This is a genomic window from Vibrio rumoiensis, from assembly GCF_002218045.2.
In the GTDB taxonomy this organism is placed as follows: Bacteria; Pseudomonadota; Gammaproteobacteria; order Enterobacterales; family Vibrionaceae; genus Vibrio; species Vibrio rumoiensis.
Genome location: NZ_AP018685.1, coordinates 1,442,402 through 1,463,219, shown reverse-complemented (window position 1 = coordinate 1,463,219; position 20,818 = coordinate 1,442,402). Strand labels below are relative to the sequence as shown.

Genomic DNA, 20,818 nt, shown 5'->3' with positions numbered 1-20,818 from the left:
AAAAGTGGGTAGGTTATCGAGTTGCAGTGGCATGAAGCGCCATTGATGCGGATAGGCTCTGCGAGGCTTTATTCTAGAGTAAGGAGGGTGTTTTTTTTCTGCATCGAGTATGCAAGTTTCCGCCCATTTGAATGAAGCGGATGCAAAAACTTGAACGGGGGGCTTGAATGGCTACGCCATAAAAAGCGGTATGTCATTTTATACGTTAAAAATGACATACCTAATGAAATTATAAAATAGTGGTACGAATTACGATTCTAAGTTCACGCTGCGTCTTCTCGGTTCTGTCCGAGCGAAACAATGCGCCAAGGTAGGGAATATCCATCAATACAGGAACACCGCTTTGTGTGGTGCGTTCATCATTGGAAATCAAACCACCTAGCATGATAGTTTGTTTGTCTTTGACCTTAACGACTGTTTGCAATGTGCGCTTGTTGGTGATGATGTCCGATGCAATAGACGAATTACTAACGGACTGCGATTCTTGATTGATTTGCAAGACAATTTCATCATTGATGACATGCGGTACAACCTCAAGTGATACGCCTACGTCTTGACGTTCAATAGACTGGATAATGTTGCCACCTTCAGTGGCTTCGGTTGAAGTCAAAAAGGGCACGTTCTGACCGACTGTTATATATCCGCGCTCCCTATCCATAATGAGCATGTTTGGCCGTGATAACAGTTCCGTGTTTTGGTCAGTCGATACCGCCTTAACTAGCGCGTTAAAATCCCCACCTGAAAAAATAGCCGCGTTATCGGTCAACAAATCAATAGCAGTGGTATTGGTAACAAATCCGGCTTTATCTAACGCGAGTTGCATATTCACGCCGATTTCGTGAGATTTGTCTAAAGCCGTTTCAGTGATAACCGCCTCAATAAAAATCTGGCGTTGCGGTTGGTCAATGCCGGATACAAGCGCGTCAATTTTGGCGAGTTGGTCAGCCGTTCCTGAGACAATCACCGCATTGGTGGTTGGGAGTAATTCCGCACTAAAACCCGTTGCAGAATTCCCCTTAATGGTTTGTGTTACCGTGGCCGATAAGGTGGATTTAAGCAAATCAACCACCTTTGAATTTCGAACATGATTGAGCCGATAGAGCTTGACCAGGGAGGGCTCTATTTCTTGTATTTCTTCCTCTTTAGGTTTGACCACGTACAGGCCATTTTCATATTGAACAAAGTAGCCGTGAGAGTTCAAAACGTTATTAAAAAAAGATGGATACTCGGAGGGCTGCAAATTAGGAGCGGTAAAGCTCACCGTTCCGGTAACGCCTTGAGCTAAAACAATGGGGCGGTCTAGTTTTCGTGCGCCCCATGCAACAAACTCAGAAATGGAAAGGTTAGAAGTTTCATAAATAGGTTCGTCACTGGCAAGAACGAGGGGCGAAACGGTCAGGCAGAGAATGACGGTTAATTTAACAAGTAAGCGTTTCATGTTGTTCACCTTGACTGATAGTGATGTTACAGCGTGATTGTGGGGTAAAGGTATAACCAAGGGCGCTAAGTTCGTGAGAGTTGATGCGTTTACCTGACCTATCTAATTCAAAAAAAGTCGGTTCATCGGGTAGGTGCATGTAACTCACAATACGAAAGCCGGATAGGTTAAGCGGTTGTGGTTTTTCTGTTTTTACTTCGACTGTCTGAATGCTTTCAGGCTCGGCAGTTTGAAAACTTGGAGCAATAAAAAAGGTGAGGGCACAAGAGAGTAAAGCGCCCACACCAAAAGCCATCACACGCGAATATTTACGCGCGTAAATTTTAGTAATTCGCATGATATTTCTCGCAGTATAGGTAACCGTATAACGGCCATGTGTGTAGTAAGGGGGCAGCACTGAATAGGTGCCGTGTTCGTAGTGGTCTGAAAAGGCTTGTTTCGTATCATAACTGGCGTAAAGGTCAGTGCCCCATAGATACCAATTATCGACAGTAAGTGAATTTACATTGTCACCATATTTCACTATACCAATGTGAAGTTTTGGAAGTGGTAGTTTGAGTTGTCCAAGTGTAGCAATACGAATCAAGGTCGAAATAATCGGAATTTGCATGCGGTCGAGTCTGCGACAAAAAACAGTATGTTCAGCCAGTGCAAGCCTTGCTTGTTTATCAACTATCGAAATATCTTGAACAATGAAAATGATATCCCAACCGAGTTTGCGAGCATGCAAACACCAGTTAATCACATCTTGTCGACTCTTATCGTTCCATGTTCTTGAGTTAAACCATGTGCCGCATTCATCGAGTACAAGCAAACCGTTTTTACGTTCATCATAAGTGGTATTGCCTTTACCAATGGCTTGGAAATCAGCAAGGCTAGGTTTGTCCGGTACGCGCAAAAGTCGAGTGTTTTTCTTATTGCGACCTAGCATAAATCTAAGGTTGATATCGAGATTGGTTGCGACAGGAGCGCCACGCATAAAGGCATCACGAATACGGCCAACAGAGGTCAGCGACTTACCCGCGCCAAGCTTGCCCGTCACAAAATAGACCGCCATTAGCTTGAAACCTTAGTAATAGCGTAAAACTGCCATTGCCAAACAAAACGAATAACACGCGCGGAGAAAATCGCGCTAATGCAAGGAATAGCGTTATCAGGCATGAAGAAAGCAAAGCCTTGAGAGAGTTCAGGGGGGACAACATAGGATAAGCCATTAAAAATGGCACTTAACGCTAAAGCGGTGGTCAGTGCCAAACCTAAAACCATCGTCAAAACAGTTAAATTAATTGCCACGCTGCGAGTAATGCGAGTGGCTAACCAGCCCAAGATAGTTGCTGCCAATTGACCTAAGAAGATAGCCAATGCAGGCAAGCGAAGTAAATTTGAAATGCCGCTTATAACAGGCAATAAAAAAATAGGCATAGAACTAACCCTTATTATTTGAAGATTGTGCAGGAACGGGAGTGATACCAGACAGGAAAATGCTAATTAGAGACCATGCGGTATACACGTAGAAAATAAAGCTAATCAATGTTTTTGCATTGTCTGAAAAATCACAATCGAAAGTAACTTCACCTTGAGGCGTTGGCAAAGAAAAGGGGGTACAAGTTCCGGCAGTCGGGAACACGTTAATAAAAGAGCCAATATCCGAATTGATTACGCTTTCAATTTCACTAGTTCCTGAATCATTAACAAAACCTTGCGCGGCAGAAACGACATTACCGTAAGCTATATCGCTGGCAGAATCAGCAGAATCGGCCACATCAAAAACAATATTGCTAACAGTCGTAGGACTTAAACCGTGCTCACCCTCACAGTTAGTATCTGGTAATGTTGGATCACAAATTTTATCGGCAATACCATTGAGCGTGTCGTTAATACGAGTACCTTGTAAATTCACAGCGTCAACCACGTCACCAGAACCCGCCATCACCGAATCAGATACGCCCTTAGCCGCCATACCAATAATTTTATTTTGTTGAGTCATGGCTTGGCGTTGTTGTAAGGAAATTTGATAATCTTGATTCATTTGATCAACAATCGACTGGCCGAGAGCATTGGTACTATTTCTAACATCATCAAGCTTGTTCTTAATATCAGCGTTACCCTTGTTAATATCTTCATTGATATGGCCTAACGCTTGATTGTTATCACGGTTCATATTTTGAAAGGCTTCTAATAGTGCCGTATCGGTTGTGTCGGTTGGCGTAACGGGGTCGGGTTCGGGCTTGTCAAAGCTTGGGTCGGGACTATTGCCCGTTGAACTATCAGGATTAACAAAACCACCGCTAGGTGGGTCAATTGGGTCGGTCGGGTTATAATCGTTTAAGCATTCCGGCCAATTTGGAAAGCCCATCACGCAAGCCTCAGGCGGTTCGTTACAAGTGGTCTCTAATGAGGGTGAATTTAAATCGTCACCGTTATGACACTGATAACTAAAAACGCCACCGTCAGCCGCGCAAGATTGTTCAGCCGAAAAGATGGAATCAAGGGTTGATGACTGCTCACAATAAGGCGCTGGGTCTTCGCATAGACCAGAATCGGGATTGTATTCTTGACCGTTCTCACACGTTGGGGGGGTATCCTCACATTGGCCTGTATCAGGGTTAACTTGTGAACCAGAACTACACGAAGAAGAATAAACGCCGACGCTATAAGCTCGAAAGTTTTTTGCCGCGTTATTATCAAAAACTTTAAGTTGTCCTTGTGAAACATAGGCATTAGTTGCTGTATAATTTATACCTTTATAGGACCAAGATTCACCAGAACACAAAGACGATGCGTTATTAGATTCGAAATACTTGCCAACCGACAAGCCGCAATAATCCCCCTGATTATCGTTATACAATCCTAAGTGAGAGCTAACTTGATAAATAGAAGAAAAAGAGGGAGCAGAAAAAGAAAGGCCATAACCTAGAAAGAAAAGAAAGGGTATGATTTTTGTTTTTATGCTCATGAGATAAGTCCATATATCAAAAAGGAAATGGACGCCTTGACCGTCCATAGAGTGAGTGTAAAAAAGGTGTTAGCTTGCTTTGTTTGCGCCTTTTTTGAATAGTTTAATGCCAATGAAACCAACCGTTAGAGCGGTTACAATTGGCCAAACAGCAGCAAGAATATCAGTTACCATTGTTTGAACTTCTGCCATTGCAGTGGCAGCGCCAGCAGGAAGTTCGGCATGAGCACCAACAGAGCCAAGTGCAGCAACAGCCACAACAGAAAGTGTTTTAGTGTTCACATGTTTTTTTACAATGTTTAAATGTTTCATGGTTTTATCTCCTATAAATTAACCACTTGTTGAAATCTCGACTGCACGTTTGAAAACAAGTATTTGTTTGCCCGCCGTAAAGCCAAGGATAAATGCAGTCGCAAAAGAGCCTGTCATAATCTCAATAGATAACATTTAGCGTTGGCCTCCGATTAACCAACCGATAGCAACTAGCAAAAATGCGAACCCGATGAAAACTAAAAGCTGGAAGTTTTCTAGGCGCTCTAATAATTCAATAAATTGCAAATCAGTCATAAAAAATCACTTCAAGAAATTGGATAAATACGCGGTTTGTGTCGGGGGCAGCTGCGCACCCCCAACACAAAACCACTATTTAATAAGTTTGATATCGACAACATAATTACGCTGTGGATTACTTGGATCGATATCTAAAATCAATTCAGCCATACAAGGGAACTCTGATTCCATTGAGGCGAATGCACTGAATAATTCCGGCTTGGGATTCATGGCGATTTGTTTTTGAGTGAGGCCAACGGCCGAGCAAGAACCTTTTTGAGATGTCCAGCCCTCATTAGGTGCAAGGTAATTCACTTGTGCAAAGTTATACGGTTTGTCGCCATTTTTGGATAAGCCTTGTGAGTGTTCGCAGCCTGTTACGATTACTTTAAGTCCCATAATGTAAATCTCCTGTTTTTTGGTTTTCGTCCCGACAGACAGGAATATTTAATCGGTCGGGGATATCGTTAATAGTTAAGCCTTTGGTTAAGGTCTCAATAATGTGCGTGTGGTCGTCATGGATGAGTTGCAAGAAATTAATCAGCTTGCCGTATTGCTTACGAGCATGACCGATAAAACTATCAAGTCCGGCATGAGCAATCACACGAGAAATGACAATGCGTTTAGGTTCAATATCTTTGATTAGCAGTGATAGAGCAGGGTATGCGCCTGCAAAATACGGGTCAGGGTTAATCAGAATATCAAGAGGAATAACGCGCGACTTATTGCCTAGCTGTACCTCATGACGTACCCAGTCAGGGTATTCAATCGACTTGAGTTGTTTGCCTTTTTCATAGCCGCGAAACAGCTTGCCGTTTTGACGGTTGCCGACATATAACGTACGGCCATCGGTCGGTTTGGTGCCATATTTCTTGGCATCTTCACGACGAACCAGTGAGCCAGATTCGATGTAGCAGTAAGAAGGTGGCGCGCCACGAGTAATGAACATCCCATCTTCGTATTGTTCACGCAGCATAGGAACGGAGGTTAGCCCCTCCAAATCATCAAAGGCCAAATCGACACGGGTTAACTTAGCGTCCGGCATTTGTTTTAAACATTTGTGCAGAACATCCATATGGATAGCCGCACAACCTGTGCCAGAAAAAGACACATAGAAACCGAAGTTTTCCGCGCCCCATGCGACAAGTCCGGCTTGTGTACCGTTGCACATTAATTTTGCGCTGTAACGATAACCGGAATAACCACCGCGACGTTCAATTGTCCAGACGTTGCCAGAAACAGAGATTTCATGATTTAAGATGTCCAAAAAGTTCTCGATTTCACCGTGACAAAGGACGTCCAACATATCGATACCAATGTTAGAAATTAAATCTTGATAGCAGTCGTTGAATGACACATCAGAATGAATTTCTAACTCGGCATTGACCAATTCTTTATCTAAGGCAGAAAAATAGAGATCTTTATTGGCAAAATCTTCACGCTCAACACAGCCCAGAACGGAGGCAAGATTTTCCGCAAAGTAGGCGATTTGGGTCTGTTCGCGTGAGGCAGTTGCAACAACGTTTTGAGATTCAAAGGTGTTAGGCGTTTGATTGATAGAAAAGCGAGCTTTCGCCATTTCCTTGCAACGTTGCAATAAAATAGGCGTCCCCGAGAAACTGACGTAATCAATAAGAGTGTGAGCCATTAATCAAACTCCGGTCTGAAAGCACCAGAGGCGCGTAGTTCGGCTTCATTTTCGTGCGTGATTTCGATGATTTCGCGATCATCTTCACAAGCGAAAAGATACATTTCGTGTTTAGTTTTGAAGTATTCCGGCACGCCATCGACCGAACACCAATAGCCATCATTGTGACATTCGAAGTACACAGGTCGTTTTTTTATTGGTTTGACGCTTGAGAACATAAATCACCTGACTGATTGAGGGAGTGACCACCAAAGCCGAGCGCGTCAAGGGCGAACGGCCAAGGTAGTCAAATAGCGATTAATGGGGATTCTAGTTGCCTTTAATGGGGATTGCTAGTAGCGATAAATGGGGAATAACAAGCTACAATTAGAAAAATTTGGAGGTAAACATGAACGCCAATGAACTATTAGATGCCTACAAAAAGGCGAAAAACTACGTACAAGACAAACAAATTGCCCATGATTTGAATCTAACTCCACAAAAGTTAAGCAAAATAAGAAAAGGCATGCGATATGTCACTGATTCAGAAGCGGTTTTTCTAGCCGAGGGTGCAGGAATTGATCCAGAGCTAGCATTATTAGCGTGTCACGCTGACCGCAACGAGAATCCGACCATCAAAGCCATGTGGGAGAACATCGCAAAAAAATATAATGGCTTGGGATTATCTGCAATTTCAATGAGTTGCGGAGCATTGGCCGTGGTATTTTCAAGCCCTACAGAAATAGTAAGTAAGTACGCATTATGTATCTTATGTTAAATAAGATACTGCGTTTATTGATAATTAGTCTATATACCCTGTTATTTCCCTTGAATCGTCATACGGTTTCTTTTTTGTTATCCCAATGCTTCGATCTTTTAGTCGCTTAGTCGCCCAAATCAAATGTTTCATTATCCATCCCTAAACAAAACTCTGAACTAAAATAGTTTGGGTTTTGCATTGCCCAACATTCTAATTGATGACTGATGTGGATTAGCCGAGTTACCTTTGGTTTGATCGCTGTGACTATCTCGACAGCATCGTCTAGATTATTATGGTTTCTATTCGGATTGTTGAATTCCGGTGAATGGTTACAATCGATAAGTAAAATATCGATACTCCTATTCTCTAGCCATACTTGAGTGTCTTTTGGCAAACCAATGGTATCGGTTAAATAAGCTAATCGTTTTGTGTTTCCAGTTTTTAAATCTCGGTAACTAAAACAATATCCAAAGCAGATCTTAGAATGCTGCATTGGTAAAGGTGTTATCGTAATGTCTTGCCATGTGAACGCTTCAAATGCAGCTAATGGCGTTTGAAAGTCTAGTAATCCAGAATGTTTGAATAAATCATCACAGCCTTGTTCATCAGGTGGACCATCGACTGGAATGCTTTCCCCGACTCCCCAGCGCAAATCAAACAAGCCATGAACATGATCCATGTGATAATGCGTGAGTAAAATTCTATCGATAGAGCCACTTGGAAAACGTTGTAAAAGATCATCACAATTAGCATCAAGTAAGAGCTGCTTACCATTATGTTCAATTAATGCAGAGGTTTTTTGTCGACGGTATTGTGAATTTTCTATTGCACGCTGACAAGCCTGGCAATCACAGCCATATACAGGCAACATACTGGTGTTGCCTGTACCTAATAAGGTTAGCTTCATCCTTTTTCATCCATTAATTGGCTACTGTTTTTATCTACAGTACATGATTGAATAGATAAAAGTCGCTGCTGATAATACTGATTAAAAGGTTCAATGGCTTCATTCAAATAACCACTATTATCGAGTTGTATTGCGCCTTTTATTGGTTGTAAATTCAATTGATTAGAACGAATCAAACGCTGTTCAACCTCCTCAAGGCTTTCTCTTCCTCGGGAAATTAGTCGCTCTTTCAGTATGCTGCTTTCAACGCTTATCACCACAGGAATTAAGGTGCAGCCATAACGTTTTTTCGCTTGTTCCAAATGTGCCCGTGAACCGTTAATCATGACATCGACGCCTTTATCTAGCCACACATCTACTTCACAACCAATACCATAATAATGTCCATTGGCATGCCAATCTAAAGCGAAAAACTGGTTGTCTTTGCGCTGTAAAAATTCATGTGACGACAGCGCCACATGATTTTCGCTTCCCGCATCTGCAGAGCGTGTTATGTAACGATGAGCAATCATTATGTGTTTTGGCCAATGCTCACGAATTCGATTCATTACACTGTCTTTGCCAGAACCAGATGCTCCAATGACGTAGAATAAACAAGCGTTTGACCTTGCATGAGGATAACTAGATTCCATTAAAATACCTTTATCCCTTCACGCCAAACCCCATCGATATAGGCTTGACCGTGTTTATACTGCGCGAGTAATAAATCCGCTCGTTTTCCTTCTTCAATGACACCACGATCAAACAGTTGCAGTGATTGAGCTGGATTAAAGGTTGCAAGTTTAACCGCATCAGAAAGCGTTAATGAATTACGCGAATCATTGGCTAAATTAAACACGGCATCGAGCAAACTGACTGGGTAATAATCCGAGGAAAGTATGTCTAACGCGCCTATACTCGCCAGTTCATGCGCGGCAATATTGCCTGAGTGTGAGCCTCCACGGATAACATTTGGTGCTCCCATTAACACGTGCAAACCAAGATCTCTTGAGGCTTTGGCCGCTTCCAATGTGGTAGGAAACTCTGCTATCACCATACCGAGATCTTTTGATTCTGTAACATGAGCTAATGTTGCATCGTCGTGGCTGGCCATTGGGATATTACGTTCACGGCATTGCCCACAAATGTCTTCACGATTCGGTGCAGACCATCGTTCGGAAAATGCTCGTTGCATGGCTTCAAACTCGGCCATTTCGGCATCGTTGTAACCGTATTTACCTTGATAATAGGTGCGATATTTCTCTATATTGACGAATTGACGCTGCCCCGGTGCATGATCCATCAAAGACACTAACTGTACCCCAGGAGTATTAATATAACGCTCAAAAATACCAACGGTAGTGTCATGTGGTACTTCACAACGTAAATGCAGACGATGATCAACGCGATTAGTACCATTTTTCTGGCTTTGTACTACGGTATCAATTTGACTATCGAGAATTTCATGACGAAGTTCACCGCGGTGGTCTCCTAAGGAAAGCGCATTTAATACCGTAGTAATTCCTGCGCCAATAAGTTGAGTATCATGGGCTTTCATGGCTGATAATGGTGGCCAATCCACTTTGGGTCTAGGAGCAAAATACTTCTCAAGATTATCAGTGTGCAGCTCAATCAAGCCCGGCATTAAAAAGCCATTATTACCATCAATCGCTTGTGGTAATTGGCTTGAGGTATTCGACATACTGCGAATCACACCATCTACAACTTCAACTGAACCTTTAACGATTTCATCTTTGAGCACTAAATTTACATTGGTAATGATCATTTTATTTGGTCCTTAAACTGGCGTAGTCGTTGTCGCATTGGTTTGATTAGTGTGAAAAACAGCCTGAGTACTCATGTGATATAAGCGATTCGCGACTTGATTACGGTTTATTTCATCATGGAATATGCCCACAATTGCCGCGCCACGTTGCTTAGCCTCTTGAATCAATTCCACCACGACTGCACTATTTTTTGCATCTAGTGAGGCGGTGGGTTCATCGAGTAATAAAATGGGATAATCCCAAATAAAGCCGCGTGCAATATTCACTCGCTGCTGCTCACCACCAGAAAACGTGGCTGGCGCTAAATGCCATAAATGCTCACCAACATTCAAACGACTTAATAAAGTTTTGGCTTTCTGTTCTGCTTCAATGCGATCACCGCCCATCTCCATCATAGGTTGCATCACAACTTCAAGCGCACTGATGCGTGGAATCACTCGTAAGAACTGGCTGACCCAGCCAATAGTATGGCGACGAATATTAAGTACTTGGCGTGGAGATGCTTGAACCATATCGATCCATTGCTGGTTATGGCGAACTTCAATCGAACCACTATCAACTAAATAATTGGCGTACAAAGCGCGTAATAATGTCGATTTACCGGAACCAGAGTGACCGTGTAACACAACGCATTCGCCCTGCTCTACATTGAGGCTTGCGTGGTTTAATACGGGTAAACGGATCCCACTTTGGTTATGCAGCACAAAGGTTTTGCTGACATCATTGACCTTAAGCATGATTGTATTTTGATTCTTCATGTGCCGTTATCCCTGTAATACTGAAGAGACTAATAATTGGGTATATGGATGCTGTGGGTCATCTAATACTTGGTCGGTTAAACCGCTTTCCACCACTTTGCTTTGTTTCATCACCATTAAGCGGTGTGCTAATAAACGAGCCACGGCTAAATCATGGGTAACAATCACTACTGCCAAATCGAGTTCATTGACCAAACGGCGCAATAGATCTAATAACTTCGCTTGTACGGAAACATCTAAGCCTCCGGTCGGTTCATCCATAAAAATCAATTTAGGGTGAGTGACTAAGTTACGAGCAATTTGCAACCGTTGCTGCATACCGCCAGAAAAAGTGGTTGGCATGCCATCGATTCTATCCGCTGGGATCTCAACATCCTGCAACCACTGCAATGCTTTGTCTCGAATGTCGCCATAATGACGTTCGCCGACGGCCATTAATCGCTCACCAATATTGCCACCGGCTGAAACACGCGCACGTAAACCATCCATTGGATGTTGATGCACTACACCCCATTCGGTACGCAGTAGATGGCGACGCTGACTTTCTGCCATTTGATATAAGCTTTCGAGTTGTTCTATGCTGTCTTCACTACCGGATTGTAGGTATAAAACTTCACCATTATCCGGTGTTAAACGACCTGATATTGATTGTAATAAGGTACTTTTACCTGAACCTGATTCACCGACAATGCCTAGCACTTCTCCGGGATAAAGCTCGAAAGACACATCGCTAAACCCTTTGCCGGGTGCGTATAATTTACTGAGTTTATGCACGCGTAATAACGCGCTTTCAGAGCTTGGTGAGCTGCTCTTTGATGAAACCTGGGTCTTTGATAAATCTTGAGACTGAGTTGAAGTTAACATGGCGCTTGCTCTCCATTTTGACGGCAGTAATCGGTATCAGAACAAACAAAGGTACTTTCCCCTTGGTCATTAATAATGATTTCATCTAAGAAGGTATCGGTAGCACCACAAATACTGCATGGCTCATCCCACTGCTGAATCTCAAATGGATGATCATCAAAATCTAAGCTTTGCACTTTGGTAAAAGGAGGAACGGCATAAATTCGCTTTTCACGTCCTGCACCAAATAATTGCAGCGCAGGCATGTTGTCCATTTTCGGGTTATCAAACTTAGGAATCGGTGAAGGATCCATAATGTAACGATCATTGACTTTCACCGGATAAGCATAAGAAGTCGCGATATGACCAAAGCGAGCAATATCTTCATATAGCTTTACTTGCATCACGCCATATTCTTGTAATGCATGCATTTTTCGAGTCTCCGTTTCCCTTGGTTCAATAAACCGTAGAGGCTCAGGAATCGGCACTTGATAAACTAGGATCTGCCCAGCTTGTAATGGCGTTTCAGGTATACGGTGGCGGGTTTGAATGATGCTCGCTTCAACCGTTTTTTCTGTGGTGTTGGCATCGGCGATATTTTCAAAGAATGAGCGAATCGAAACCGCATTGGTGGTGTCATCCGCGCCTTGGTCGATTACTTTTAAAGTATCGGATTGACCAATAATAGTCGCGGTAATTTGTACCCCACCGGTTCCCCAACCATAAGGCATCGGCATTTCACGGCCAGCAAACGGCACTTGATAACCAGGAATGGCCACCGCTTTTAGTAATGCACGACGGATCATTCGCTTAGTTTGCTCATCCAAGTAACCATAGTTATAACCAGAGTTTTGGGATCTTTTAGTCACGGTTAGCGAACTGATTTGATTAGACATTATTCTTGTCTCCTTGCTGTGACTTGGATTCGTACTCTCTATGCATTTCACGTAATAATGACAACTCAGATTGAAAATCGACGTAGTGAGGCAGTTTCAAGTGCGATACAAACCCTGATGCTTCAACGTTATCGGCATGTGCTAATACAAACTCTTCATCTTGAGCCGGCCCATCAACCGCTTCACCGTATTCTGGCGCTTGTAAGGCACGATCCATCAGCGCGACTGACATAGCTTTACGCTCGGTGAATCCCATCGTTAATCCATAACCTCGCGTTAATTTCGCTTTGTCTTGTTTATTACCCACAAAGCCGTTAATCATTTGGCACTCGGTTAACTCAATATCGCCAATTTCAATATTAAAACCGAGTTCTTCTGGGCAAACCGACAACGTGACTTCACCACTACGAATCTCACCAGCAAATGGGTGATTGCGCCCATAGCCACGTTGAGTGGAATAACTGAGCGACAGTAGAAAACCTTCATCGCCTCGTACTAGATTTTGCAAACGCGCCGAACGATCACTTGGATAATTGACCGGCTGCATCGTGATATCTTCAGGTGCTTGCTGATTATCGGCTTCTGTAACCATCAAGTCAGCATGTTCTAAGATGGATAATACTTGTGGGGCGGCTTCTGGAGCTTGTTCTTGAGAGCAGTGAATTTCACCCTGCTGGGCTTGTGAGGTTTCCCCTTCAGCTAAGAGCGAGAAGTCGAGTAATCTATGAGTGTAATCGTAAGTAGGCCCAAGTACTTGCCCACCGGGAATATCTTTATAAGCGGCGGAAATTCGACGTTCAATTCGCATTTGAGTGGTATCAATCGGCTGACAGACAATCACGCGAGACAGAGTAGTTCGATAGGCACGTAATAGGAAAATCGCTTCGACTAAATCACCGGCAGCCTGTTTAATGGCTAATGCGGCAAGATCTTTATCGTAAATACCCCCTTCATTGATCACTCGATCAACGGAGCCGGATAACTGTTCACGAATTTGTGCCACTGATAATTCATTAATTGAGGTATCACCACGGCGTTTTTGTGCTTGTAAATGATGGGCGGCTTTAATCGCTTTTTCGCCCCCTTTAACGGCTACATACATGGCATCACCTCCACAGTCGTTGAGCGAGGCAGAGCAACGACTTTCTCGCCACTAACCAAGATAAAATCTAACCCTAGTGGGAATTTGTGCGTTTTTCGCTGCGATAACATGACGCTAATGACTGTCGAGGATAAAGATTGCACGACTACCCTGGCCTCGTGTTCAATTCCTGGCCCTGAAAGGCGTAGAACGACTGGAGAGTCAGCATCAGTTTCAGGTAACGAGCAAGGCACAGTCGATAACCCGGCAACCTCTACGATCACGGTAGTGCTACGGTCTGGGTATTCTTCACATCCGACAAAAAATGAGGTTTGTGACCAATCAAAGTTCACCAAATCTTGCTGACTAATCACACCAAAGCTCGGCTTCTGTTGAATTCCTGATAATTGAACGCCATTCTTTTGGCTTGATAAAATGGAACAACCGAGATGAAAATTTAGATTCTCTTTAACGGCTATATCATTGGCAAATTGATTTGATAACCATACCGGTGTGCTGTTATCGGCCAGCGCGAGTAACACCTGAGTAGATGCTGGCATCATACTGCCAAACCCTTGTGCTAAATTCAGTTCAACCAAAGTACCGGGTTGTGACATTGCGGTGAGCAAGTGTCTAAAACAGTATTGACTGTCATGTATCGTGTCGCTAAAACCAGCGGCTATTGCGCTCATGTGGATTCCTCATTAATAAGTGTCTGTATTTCGTTTTTTAGTGTTCACGGGTGCTTAGTCTTCCCCTCGAACCAGAGTGAAGAAATCCACTTTACTGCTGGCTACCTGCTGCTGGCGCATTTGATGCTTTTGCATGCGAGTGGCGTGTAATGGCTCAATAATACTTAGCATGAGTTCTTGTTGGTAGCGCTTCGATTGCATCAAACCATCAATCACTGCCGCGAGCTCTGCATGGGGTTTATTACGGCCTGATAAGTAGCTGTAACCAAGAACGCCACTTGTTAGTTTGACTACACAGCGAGTCACGGTGACATCAGCAACATTAAAGCGGTTGCCGGTTCCGCCCATACGAGCCTGAACTTGAGCTAACCCGATTTCTGGTGCGCGGATCAGTTGATAACTCGGCGTAAAAGATTGGGTTTTCCATAGCTGATTCAATTGCTCGAAATCTGCTGTCGCCAAGGTAGACATCCATTGCTGGCGTTGATTTTGGGTGGTTAATTCATCAGTTTTCATTTAATGGTCCACAACAAGTTCCATCAGATCAGAACGTGTACTGGAGCAGGAATATTCCGCGACAGTTTCCGTTCCGCTGATCACATTAAGGGTTTTTACCGTCAGTAACGGCAATGAAGGTGTCATTTGCAATAGTCGACAAGATTGATTATTGGGCGGATTAGCACTAATACGGGTTTTACTGCGTGTTAAGTTCACCCCCAAATGGTCTCGTAAAAATTGATGTAAAGAGCCCGACTTAAAGTTTTGTAATACTGGCCACCAGTTAAGATTGGCAAGGTATTGCTCAATCACTGCCATTGGGCGGCCATTGACTTTACGTAGTGTACGGATGTGAATAATGCGACTATCTAGTTCAACATTAAGCTGCTGAGCCAAATCAGAATTGGCGGTGATTAAATGGGCTTTTAGCACTTCACTGCGTGGCTGGGAGCCTTGGTCTAATAAGTTGCGCGTAAAAGCGGCTTTAGCATGAATTGGATAACTCATTGGTTGGGCTAAAACCATGCAGCCCTTACCTTGCTGACGATGTACTTTACCAATCATGATTAACTCATCTACCGCGCGTCGCACCGTGTGGCGATTTACTTCAAATCGTTCAGCTAACATTTTTTCTGAGGGAAGATAATCCCCACCCGAATATTGATTGCTAATCTCTTGCTCCAATGTGTGGGCAATATCTAAATACATCGACATGGCGCTTGCTCCCTAAGGCCATAGACCTTGCTATTCATCTAGACAAGTGAAAATAAAACAGATTCTCACTTGCTGTTAATGTCCATATTGATGACGAAATATGACAATTACATGGCTGATTTATGTCGAAATAATGTCGAGTGGTGACTTGTTGGTATGGCTAACTATTTGATTTAATTTATTTAGATGGTTATGTGTAGTCATTTTGATCAACTTGTCTAGATCTCTATGTCATACAAGATTCATAAGATAGATTAATGTTGGTGGGTTTTGATGAGAGTTAGAGGGATTAAAAAATTAAAACGGTAGGATTTACTTTCGCTATATATTCAAACAACAAAAAGCCAGCACCTATTTGGTCACTGGCTTTCTATTTTTACAAAGTATGGTTAAACGCTAATCTATAGGTTTATAGGTTTATAGGTTTATAGGTTATAGCCCATTGTGGTATTGCAGATTAGTCGAGCTTGGCACCATTTCATAAAGTGTTTTACTCGCTTTTGTTTCACCCTCAAGCGCGGCTTCAAATTGTTTAATCAGTTCTATTTTATTTGGCAGCGGTTTGTCACCTGCACCAATCTCGGTGAGGTCAATCATGAAGCCATCAAACAGGTCGCTCAAGTCATCGATAATCTCGGTGTTTAAGAACTGATCTTGGTTGTAAATGCTTGGATATCCGCCCTTTTGCTTATCAATGGCGAAAGAATCACCTTTTAAATTTTTGATACTGGTTTTCTTATCGCACGACAACATACAGCCATTATCGATACGCGGCTTTTCACAACCGACACTTTGCTGGAAGAAGCACTGACGGCTTGCCATTAACAAGATCGGATGATAGATGCTGTACATCATTTTGAAATTCTTTGGTCTAGCTATGTGACGGATCTGCTGACGACTGATCTCGTTCGAGATAAATGCACCGCTACAGCCAAAGTTTTGCTGGAATGATAATAACGCATAAGAGTTGGTGGTGTTCAATAATGGCCCAGCAATCCATTTTATACCTAATCGCTGCGCGTGATACGCAATACCTGTGTTGTTGGTTACAATCAGCGCAGGCTTCACTTCTTCTAAAATGTTCAGTGCTACATCGAAATCTTTACCAATTAGCACTGGCGGAAACCATGGGATTAAGCGTGGATTCTCTTGGAAGAATGCCACAAATTTTGTGCAACCACGTTTGTAGGCATCCGGTAGTTTAAAGTAGATGTCAGCATCGGTTTCATCTACCAACGCGGCATCTTCTTGATCACAAATTAAAATCGACAGTTCAGGTTTCAGATCGGCAGGTTTTGCATAACGATCCAGTTTAGGTAATGTGACTTCTGCAACTGGCTTAATGCCTTCGTTTAAGTAGGCCAATAAGTCATTTTTCAAGGTGGTGATTTCACGATATGGGATGCTTAATCCGTCTTCTACCTGATCTACATTGAAATCCACCAATTCATAATTAGCGTTATTAATGTTCTTAAAGCGTTTCTCTATTGCTTCTTTATCAACGCTTAATTTTTCACTGACAGCCATCTGACTGCTAGAGGTAAACACGGCAGTCTTAGTTTCAGTTACATTGTCACCAATAAGTCCGCTATTGGGTTCCGTTATTACCGTTAACGTTAATGGCTTATCTTTTTGACTGCTAAAGTGCAACTTAAGGCTAATTTTTTCAATGCTTAATTGAGCGATCTTTTCATCAACGGTTGCATTAATTTGTTGTTTATCTTCGTGTAATTGTTTTTTCACATCAAAGATCTGCACGACAGAAATGATTTCATTCTTATCGGCTTTAAATTTGTCGATAGCGTGATTTTTTGAATTATCACGTGGATTATCGATAAACATAGATTGGTTTAAGTCGCCACGTAAGAAGGCATTCGTAAAGTCACGGTTGAAGACTTTGTATAAACGCTCACCGTCTTGAGTTAATTCGCCGGTTTCCACGTAACCATCAATTTGTTTACGGAAGCTATCAATCACCGTATGAACATAGTTAGCGCCTTTAATGCGCCCTTCTACTTTAAATGAGTAAACGCCGGCATTAATCAATGCCGGTAAATCAAAAAAGGCAGAGTTGTCTTTGATGTTCAGTGGGAAGTTGTTACCTGACTCGGTGGTTTCATATTCTTCACGACAAGCCTGGCTACAACGTCCGCGGTTACCTGAGTTGCCGGCGCTGGCTGAGGTTGAATAACATAAACCCGAGAAAGCAATACACAGCGAGCCATGCACGAAGACTTCTAGTAACGTATCATGTTCATGTGCGACTTTTGCTAGCGTGGTGATCTCACGTAGGTTCATTTCACGTGATAAGTTAACGCGGCTCGCCCCTAGTTTTTTGAGGAACGGAATTTGCCCTGCGTTATGCGTTGTGAGCTGGGTTGAAGCATGAATATCCAGCGTTGGGAAATATTCACGTAATACGTACAATAAACCGATGTCTTGTACAATGACCCCATCTAACGTGGTATTCACTAAACGATTAAGTAATTTAACGACCGTTTTGAACTCGCTTTCTAAAATCACAATATTAAGTGTTAAGAAAATTTTGCAATCATATTGATGAGCAAGTCGGATGGCACCAACCAGTTGATCGAAGGAAATATTAGACGCACGATTACGGGCATTAAACGTATCAAGGCCGCAGTACACGGCATCAGCGCCAGCAATAATGGCGGCTTTAATGGCGTCAATATCACCACCAGGAGCTAATAATTCAATCTTTTGGGTCATCACAAAGGGTCTCATTTTACATTTAAAGGCGGAATGATACCTGACTGAGTACCATTTAAGGGAATTAATTAAGATAATCGATATTTTAGCGTAGAGGAAAAAGCAATCATGACAAATAAAATGAGTTCGTTACCCGTTCTCTACTCTCTAAGAAACTGCCCTTTTGCCATGCGTGCAAGGCTTGCGATCTACCGCTCCCAACTCCCGGTATTATTGAGAGATATTGTTTTGAGTGACAAGCCGGCCGAAATGTTAGCCGTCTCACCTAAAGGCACGGTACCGGTATTAGTGACCCGTAATGGCACTGTGATTGAAGAAAGTGCTGAAGTGATGCTGTGGGCATTGAGCGAAAGTGATCCTGACGATTTATTGCTTAGCACCGATCTTGATATGTTAAGTGCGATGCGGGGCTTGATTGATCAATTTGATACGGGATTTAAACCTTGCCTTGAAGCCTACAGAGCCGCCAAGCGTTACCACGAACCAAACCTGGTGGAATGTCGCCAAGCTTGTGAGCATTATATTGATGAATTAGAAGACCGGTTAACTCAGCATTCCTTTTTAATGGCCGATCGAGAAAGCCTTGCTGATTTAGCGCTATTGCCCTTTATTCGTCAGTTTGCCAGAGTGGAAAGACAGTGGTATTTACAATCGCCCTACCCAAAGCTCCGTCAATGGCTCAATCAATATCTACAAAGCAGAATGTTCAGTAAAGTGATGGCAAAGCATGAGTTATGGCTTGTGAATCGGCAAGATGTGCTGATGGAATCAAAATCGAGTTAAGGTTGAGAGAGGAATATACCTCTCTCGGATATCGGTTATTGATTCTTTTTTCTTTCAAACAGAGGAACGTCTTCCCCGACAATGTATTTCTGTCTCAGTTTGGATGAGATCATATCCATCGTCATCACGATCACCACTAGGTTTAAGGTAATGAAAGTCACGACATCCCAATGCCATAAACGCATATTCTCGGCATAAACTAAACCAATGCCACCTGCTCCAACAAAACCAAGTACAGCGGCAGAGCGAGTATTTGATTCAATTTGATATAGGCTTAGGGCTAAGAATGTTGGAAATGATTGCGTAAAAATACCAAAGCGGTGTTTCTGTAAACTTGCCGCGCCTAAGGCTGTTAATCCGCGTGAAGGCTTTTCATCAGCCGCTTCATGGCCTTCGGCGTATAAACGACCAAGTAACCCCAGATCTTGAATAAATATCGCCATGATCCCCGCTAACGGCCCCATACCAATCGCTCGAACAAAAATCATGCCCCATATTGCCATATCAATGCCGCGCAACACATCGAACAATTTACGCATCGCATAAGCAATAATCGAAAATGGCCCTTTCATGATGTTGCGTGAAGCCAAAAATGAGAGTGGTAACGCGATTAACGAGGCAGTAATCGTTCCACCAAAAACAATGGCTAAAGTGAGTAAGATCTGGCTGTAATAATAACTAAATGGCCAATTGATGAAATCTTTCCAAATAAACATATTTGAAAAGTAACGCATTAACTGTTTGCTGCCATTGATAAAGGTTTGGCTACTGACCCCAAAGTAGTTAAAAAAGAACACGTAGAACAGCACAATGGCAACACTAATTATTGCAAGCTTATTGAGATAACATTTTTGCTGAGAAAAAATGACTCGATGCTCTTCACGCCAACTATCTAGGTTTGCATCATTAGCGAGTGGAGTATTGATTATCATATTATGATTCCTCTAAAACTTTTTGGCGTAAATACCCTGAAACGGAATCGAGAACCGATACCACAATGATAATGAGTAGTAGTGTCATACTAACTTGATCGTAGCGGTCGAGTTTTATATTGGTCATTAACTCTTGGCCTATTCCGCCCGCTCCGACTAAACCAAGAATTGTGGAGGAGCGGAAGTTAACTTCTAGTCTTAAAAAGCTGTATGACATGATAATGGGCTTTACTTGCGGCCAAATACCAAAGCGAACACTTTCCCAGCGATTGCCACCACATGCACGTAAGCCTCTTACTGGCTCCATTGATGCGGTTTCTATCGCTTCATAGAAAAGTTTGGTTAAGCTGCCTACAGTGTGTAGCGCCAACGCGATAAAACCGGGTAAAGCACCAACACCGTAGGCCATCACAAACATCACCGCCCAAGCTAACTCTGGCATGGTACGTAAAAAGGCGACAAAGGAACGTACCGCCCAGCGAAGCCCTGCTGGTGCGTAAGTGTTATTGGCTGCAAAGAAAGCCAGAAAGCTTGCGATAATCGCAGAGACGACGGTTGCAGCGATAGCTACACAAAATGTTTCCCACAATAAAGGAAGCTGAATTGGCAACCTATATCCCCAATACAGTAGCGATCCCTGAACCGCATGACCGTTAGCATCGCGACCATCGAATAGAACATTCCACTTGAGAACTGGAATGGTATCGGTGAGGTAATCAAAGAAATGTGGTGCACTGTTGATCACTTTTACCAAATTAAATTCAGCGTAATAACCAGATGTCAGATAAAACAACATAAATAAACCTGACCACATTAAAGCATCACGTTTTTGCTTTGAACGCACCTGGTGATAATAATGTTCAAACTGCTTATCCAAAATAGTCTTTC

23 protein-coding genes are annotated in these 20,818 nt (G+C 42.8%); 2 read left to right on the top strand and 21 right to left on the bottom strand.

Annotated elements, in window-relative coordinates; translation table 11 throughout:
* Positions 1–229 precede the first annotated feature (229 nt).
* The 8 genes from VRUMOI_RS06845 to VRUMOI_RS06810 form a co-directional block, all read right to left on the bottom strand.
* A complete protein-coding gene (locus VRUMOI_RS06845; RefSeq protein ID WP_089138186.1) occupies positions 230–1,438 on the bottom strand; it encodes a secretin N-terminal domain-containing protein in 1,209 nt (402 codons plus the stop codon).
* Positions 1,419–2,495, bottom strand: a complete 1,077-nt coding sequence (locus tag VRUMOI_RS06840) for a zonular occludens toxin domain-containing protein (protein ID WP_089138187.1) — start codon at positions 2,493–2,495, stop codon at positions 1,419–1,421. The genes VRUMOI_RS06845 and VRUMOI_RS06840 overlap by 20 nt, the downstream gene beginning before the upstream one ends.
* Positions 2,495–2,860, bottom strand: coding sequence for a DUF5455 family protein (locus VRUMOI_RS06835; protein WP_089138188.1), 366 nt, complete (start codon positions 2,858–2,860; stop codon positions 2,495–2,497). The genes VRUMOI_RS06840 and VRUMOI_RS06835 overlap by 1 nt, the downstream gene beginning before the upstream one ends.
* Positions 2,861–2,864: 4 nt before the next feature.
* Positions 2,865–4,394, bottom strand: a complete 1,530-nt coding sequence (locus tag VRUMOI_RS06830; RefSeq protein ID WP_089138189.1) for a hypothetical protein — start codon at positions 4,392–4,394, stop codon at positions 2,865–2,867.
* A gap of 69 nt (positions 4,395–4,463) precedes the next feature.
* Positions 4,464–4,706, bottom strand: coding sequence for a major coat protein (locus VRUMOI_RS06825; protein ID WP_089138190.1), 243 nt, complete (start codon positions 4,704–4,706; stop codon positions 4,464–4,466).
* 330 nt (positions 4,707–5,036) lie between these two features.
* A complete protein-coding gene (locus VRUMOI_RS06820; protein WP_089138191.1) occupies positions 5,037–5,342 on the bottom strand; it encodes a hypothetical protein in 306 nt (101 codons plus the stop codon).
* Positions 5,332–6,591 carry a replication initiation factor domain-containing protein gene (locus VRUMOI_RS06815; RefSeq protein WP_089138192.1) on the bottom strand — a complete coding sequence of 420 codons (1,260 nt, stop codon included), beginning with the start codon at positions 6,589–6,591 and terminating at the stop codon, positions 5,332–5,334. The genes VRUMOI_RS06820 and VRUMOI_RS06815 overlap by 11 nt, the downstream gene beginning before the upstream one ends.
* The gene (locus VRUMOI_RS06810) at positions 6,591–6,809 is read right to left on the bottom strand and encodes a hypothetical protein (RefSeq protein ID WP_089138193.1); all 219 of its coding nucleotides are present in this window, start codon (positions 6,807–6,809) and stop codon (positions 6,591–6,593) included. Before VRUMOI_RS06810 ends, VRUMOI_RS06815 begins: the two co-directional genes overlap by 1 nt.
* Before the next feature lie 170 nt (positions 6,810–6,979).
* Here VRUMOI_RS06810 and VRUMOI_RS06805 point away from each other — a divergent pair, with 170 nt between their 5' ends.
* A complete protein-coding gene (locus VRUMOI_RS06805) occupies positions 6,980–7,348 on the top strand; it encodes a DUF3693 domain-containing protein (RefSeq protein ID WP_089138194.1) in 369 nt (122 codons plus the stop codon).
* A 106-nt stretch (positions 7,349–7,454) separates the two neighbouring features.
* On the opposite strand, the gene phnP is transcribed toward VRUMOI_RS06805, so the two are convergent.
* The 11 genes from phnP to VRUMOI_RS06750 all read right to left on the bottom strand — a co-directional run bounded on the left by phnP (position 7,455) and on the right by VRUMOI_RS06750 (position 18,215).
* The gene (gene phnP, locus VRUMOI_RS06800) at positions 7,455–8,237 is read right to left on the bottom strand and encodes a phosphonate metabolism protein PhnP (RefSeq protein WP_089138195.1); all 783 of its coding nucleotides are present in this window, start codon (positions 8,235–8,237) and stop codon (positions 7,455–7,457) included.
* Positions 8,234–8,869 carry a ribose 1,5-bisphosphokinase gene (phnN, locus tag VRUMOI_RS06795; protein WP_089138196.1) on the bottom strand — a complete coding sequence of 212 codons (636 nt, stop codon included), beginning with the start codon at positions 8,867–8,869 and terminating at the stop codon, positions 8,234–8,236. The genes phnP and phnN overlap by 4 nt, the downstream gene beginning before the upstream one ends.
* Entirely contained in the window at positions 8,869–10,002 is a 1,134-nt protein-coding gene (gene phnM, locus VRUMOI_RS06790) for an alpha-D-ribose 1-methylphosphonate 5-triphosphate diphosphatase (RefSeq protein ID WP_089138197.1), read from the bottom strand. Before phnM ends, phnN begins: the two co-directional genes overlap by 1 nt.
* Positions 10,003–10,014: 12 nt before the next feature.
* The gene (gene phnL / locus VRUMOI_RS06785) at positions 10,015–10,761 is read right to left on the bottom strand and encodes a phosphonate C-P lyase system protein PhnL (RefSeq protein WP_231897427.1); all 747 of its coding nucleotides are present in this window, start codon (positions 10,759–10,761) and stop codon (positions 10,015–10,017) included.
* Positions 10,762–10,767: 6 nt separating this feature from the next.
* Positions 10,768–11,625 (bottom strand): phosphonate C-P lyase system protein PhnK, encoded by an 858-nt coding sequence (gene phnK / locus VRUMOI_RS06780; RefSeq protein ID WP_089138198.1) that lies wholly within the window; start codon positions 11,623–11,625, stop codon positions 10,768–10,770.
* On the bottom strand, positions 11,619–12,500 hold the full coding sequence (locus tag VRUMOI_RS06775) for an alpha-D-ribose 1-methylphosphonate 5-phosphate C-P-lyase PhnJ (protein ID WP_089138199.1): 882 nt from the start codon (positions 12,498–12,500) through the stop codon (positions 11,619–11,621). Before VRUMOI_RS06775 ends, phnK begins: the two co-directional genes overlap by 7 nt.
* On the bottom strand, positions 12,493–13,602 hold the full coding sequence (locus VRUMOI_RS06770; RefSeq protein ID WP_089138200.1) for a carbon-phosphorus lyase complex subunit PhnI: 1,110 nt from the start codon (positions 13,600–13,602) through the stop codon (positions 12,493–12,495). Before VRUMOI_RS06770 ends, VRUMOI_RS06775 begins: the two co-directional genes overlap by 8 nt.
* Positions 13,593–14,273 (bottom strand): phosphonate C-P lyase system protein PhnH, encoded by a 681-nt coding sequence (gene phnH, locus VRUMOI_RS06765; RefSeq protein ID WP_089138201.1) that lies wholly within the window; start codon positions 14,271–14,273, stop codon positions 13,593–13,595. Before phnH ends, VRUMOI_RS06770 begins: the two co-directional genes overlap by 10 nt.
* A 54-nt stretch (positions 14,274–14,327) precedes the next feature.
* Positions 14,328–14,789 (bottom strand): phosphonate C-P lyase system protein PhnG, encoded by a 462-nt coding sequence (gene phnG, locus VRUMOI_RS06760; RefSeq protein WP_089138202.1) that lies wholly within the window; start codon positions 14,787–14,789, stop codon positions 14,328–14,330.
* Positions 14,790–15,485: a phosphonate metabolism transcriptional regulator PhnF gene (gene phnF, locus VRUMOI_RS06755; RefSeq protein WP_089138203.1), complete on the bottom strand. Its 696-nt coding sequence runs from the start codon at positions 15,483–15,485 to the stop codon at positions 14,790–14,792.
* A 432-nt stretch (positions 15,486–15,917) separates the two neighbouring features.
* Positions 15,918–18,215: a peptidase U32 family protein gene (locus VRUMOI_RS06750; protein WP_089138204.1), complete on the bottom strand. Its 2,298-nt coding sequence runs from the start codon at positions 18,213–18,215 to the stop codon at positions 15,918–15,920.
* A 108-nt stretch (positions 18,216–18,323) separates the two neighbouring features.
* Here VRUMOI_RS06750 and VRUMOI_RS06745 point away from each other — a divergent pair, with 108 nt between their 5' ends.
* Positions 18,324–18,998, top strand: coding sequence for a glutathione S-transferase (locus VRUMOI_RS06745; protein WP_089138205.1), 675 nt, complete (start codon positions 18,324–18,326; stop codon positions 18,996–18,998).
* Positions 18,999–19,033: 35 nt separating this feature from the next.
* On the opposite strand, the gene phnE (VRUMOI_RS06740) is transcribed toward VRUMOI_RS06745, so the two are convergent.
* Together phnE (VRUMOI_RS06740) and phnE (VRUMOI_RS06735) are read right to left on the bottom strand one after the other, a co-directional pair.
* Positions 19,034–19,930: a phosphonate ABC transporter, permease protein PhnE gene (gene phnE, locus VRUMOI_RS06740; protein WP_089138206.1), complete on the bottom strand. Its 897-nt coding sequence runs from the start codon at positions 19,928–19,930 to the stop codon at positions 19,034–19,036.
* Position 19,931: 1 nt separating this feature from the next.
* Positions 19,932–20,807 carry a phosphonate ABC transporter, permease protein PhnE gene (gene phnE / locus VRUMOI_RS06735; RefSeq protein ID WP_089138207.1) on the bottom strand — a complete coding sequence of 292 codons (876 nt, stop codon included), beginning with the start codon at positions 20,805–20,807 and terminating at the stop codon, positions 19,932–19,934.
* Positions 20,808–20,818: the final 11 nt, after the last annotated feature.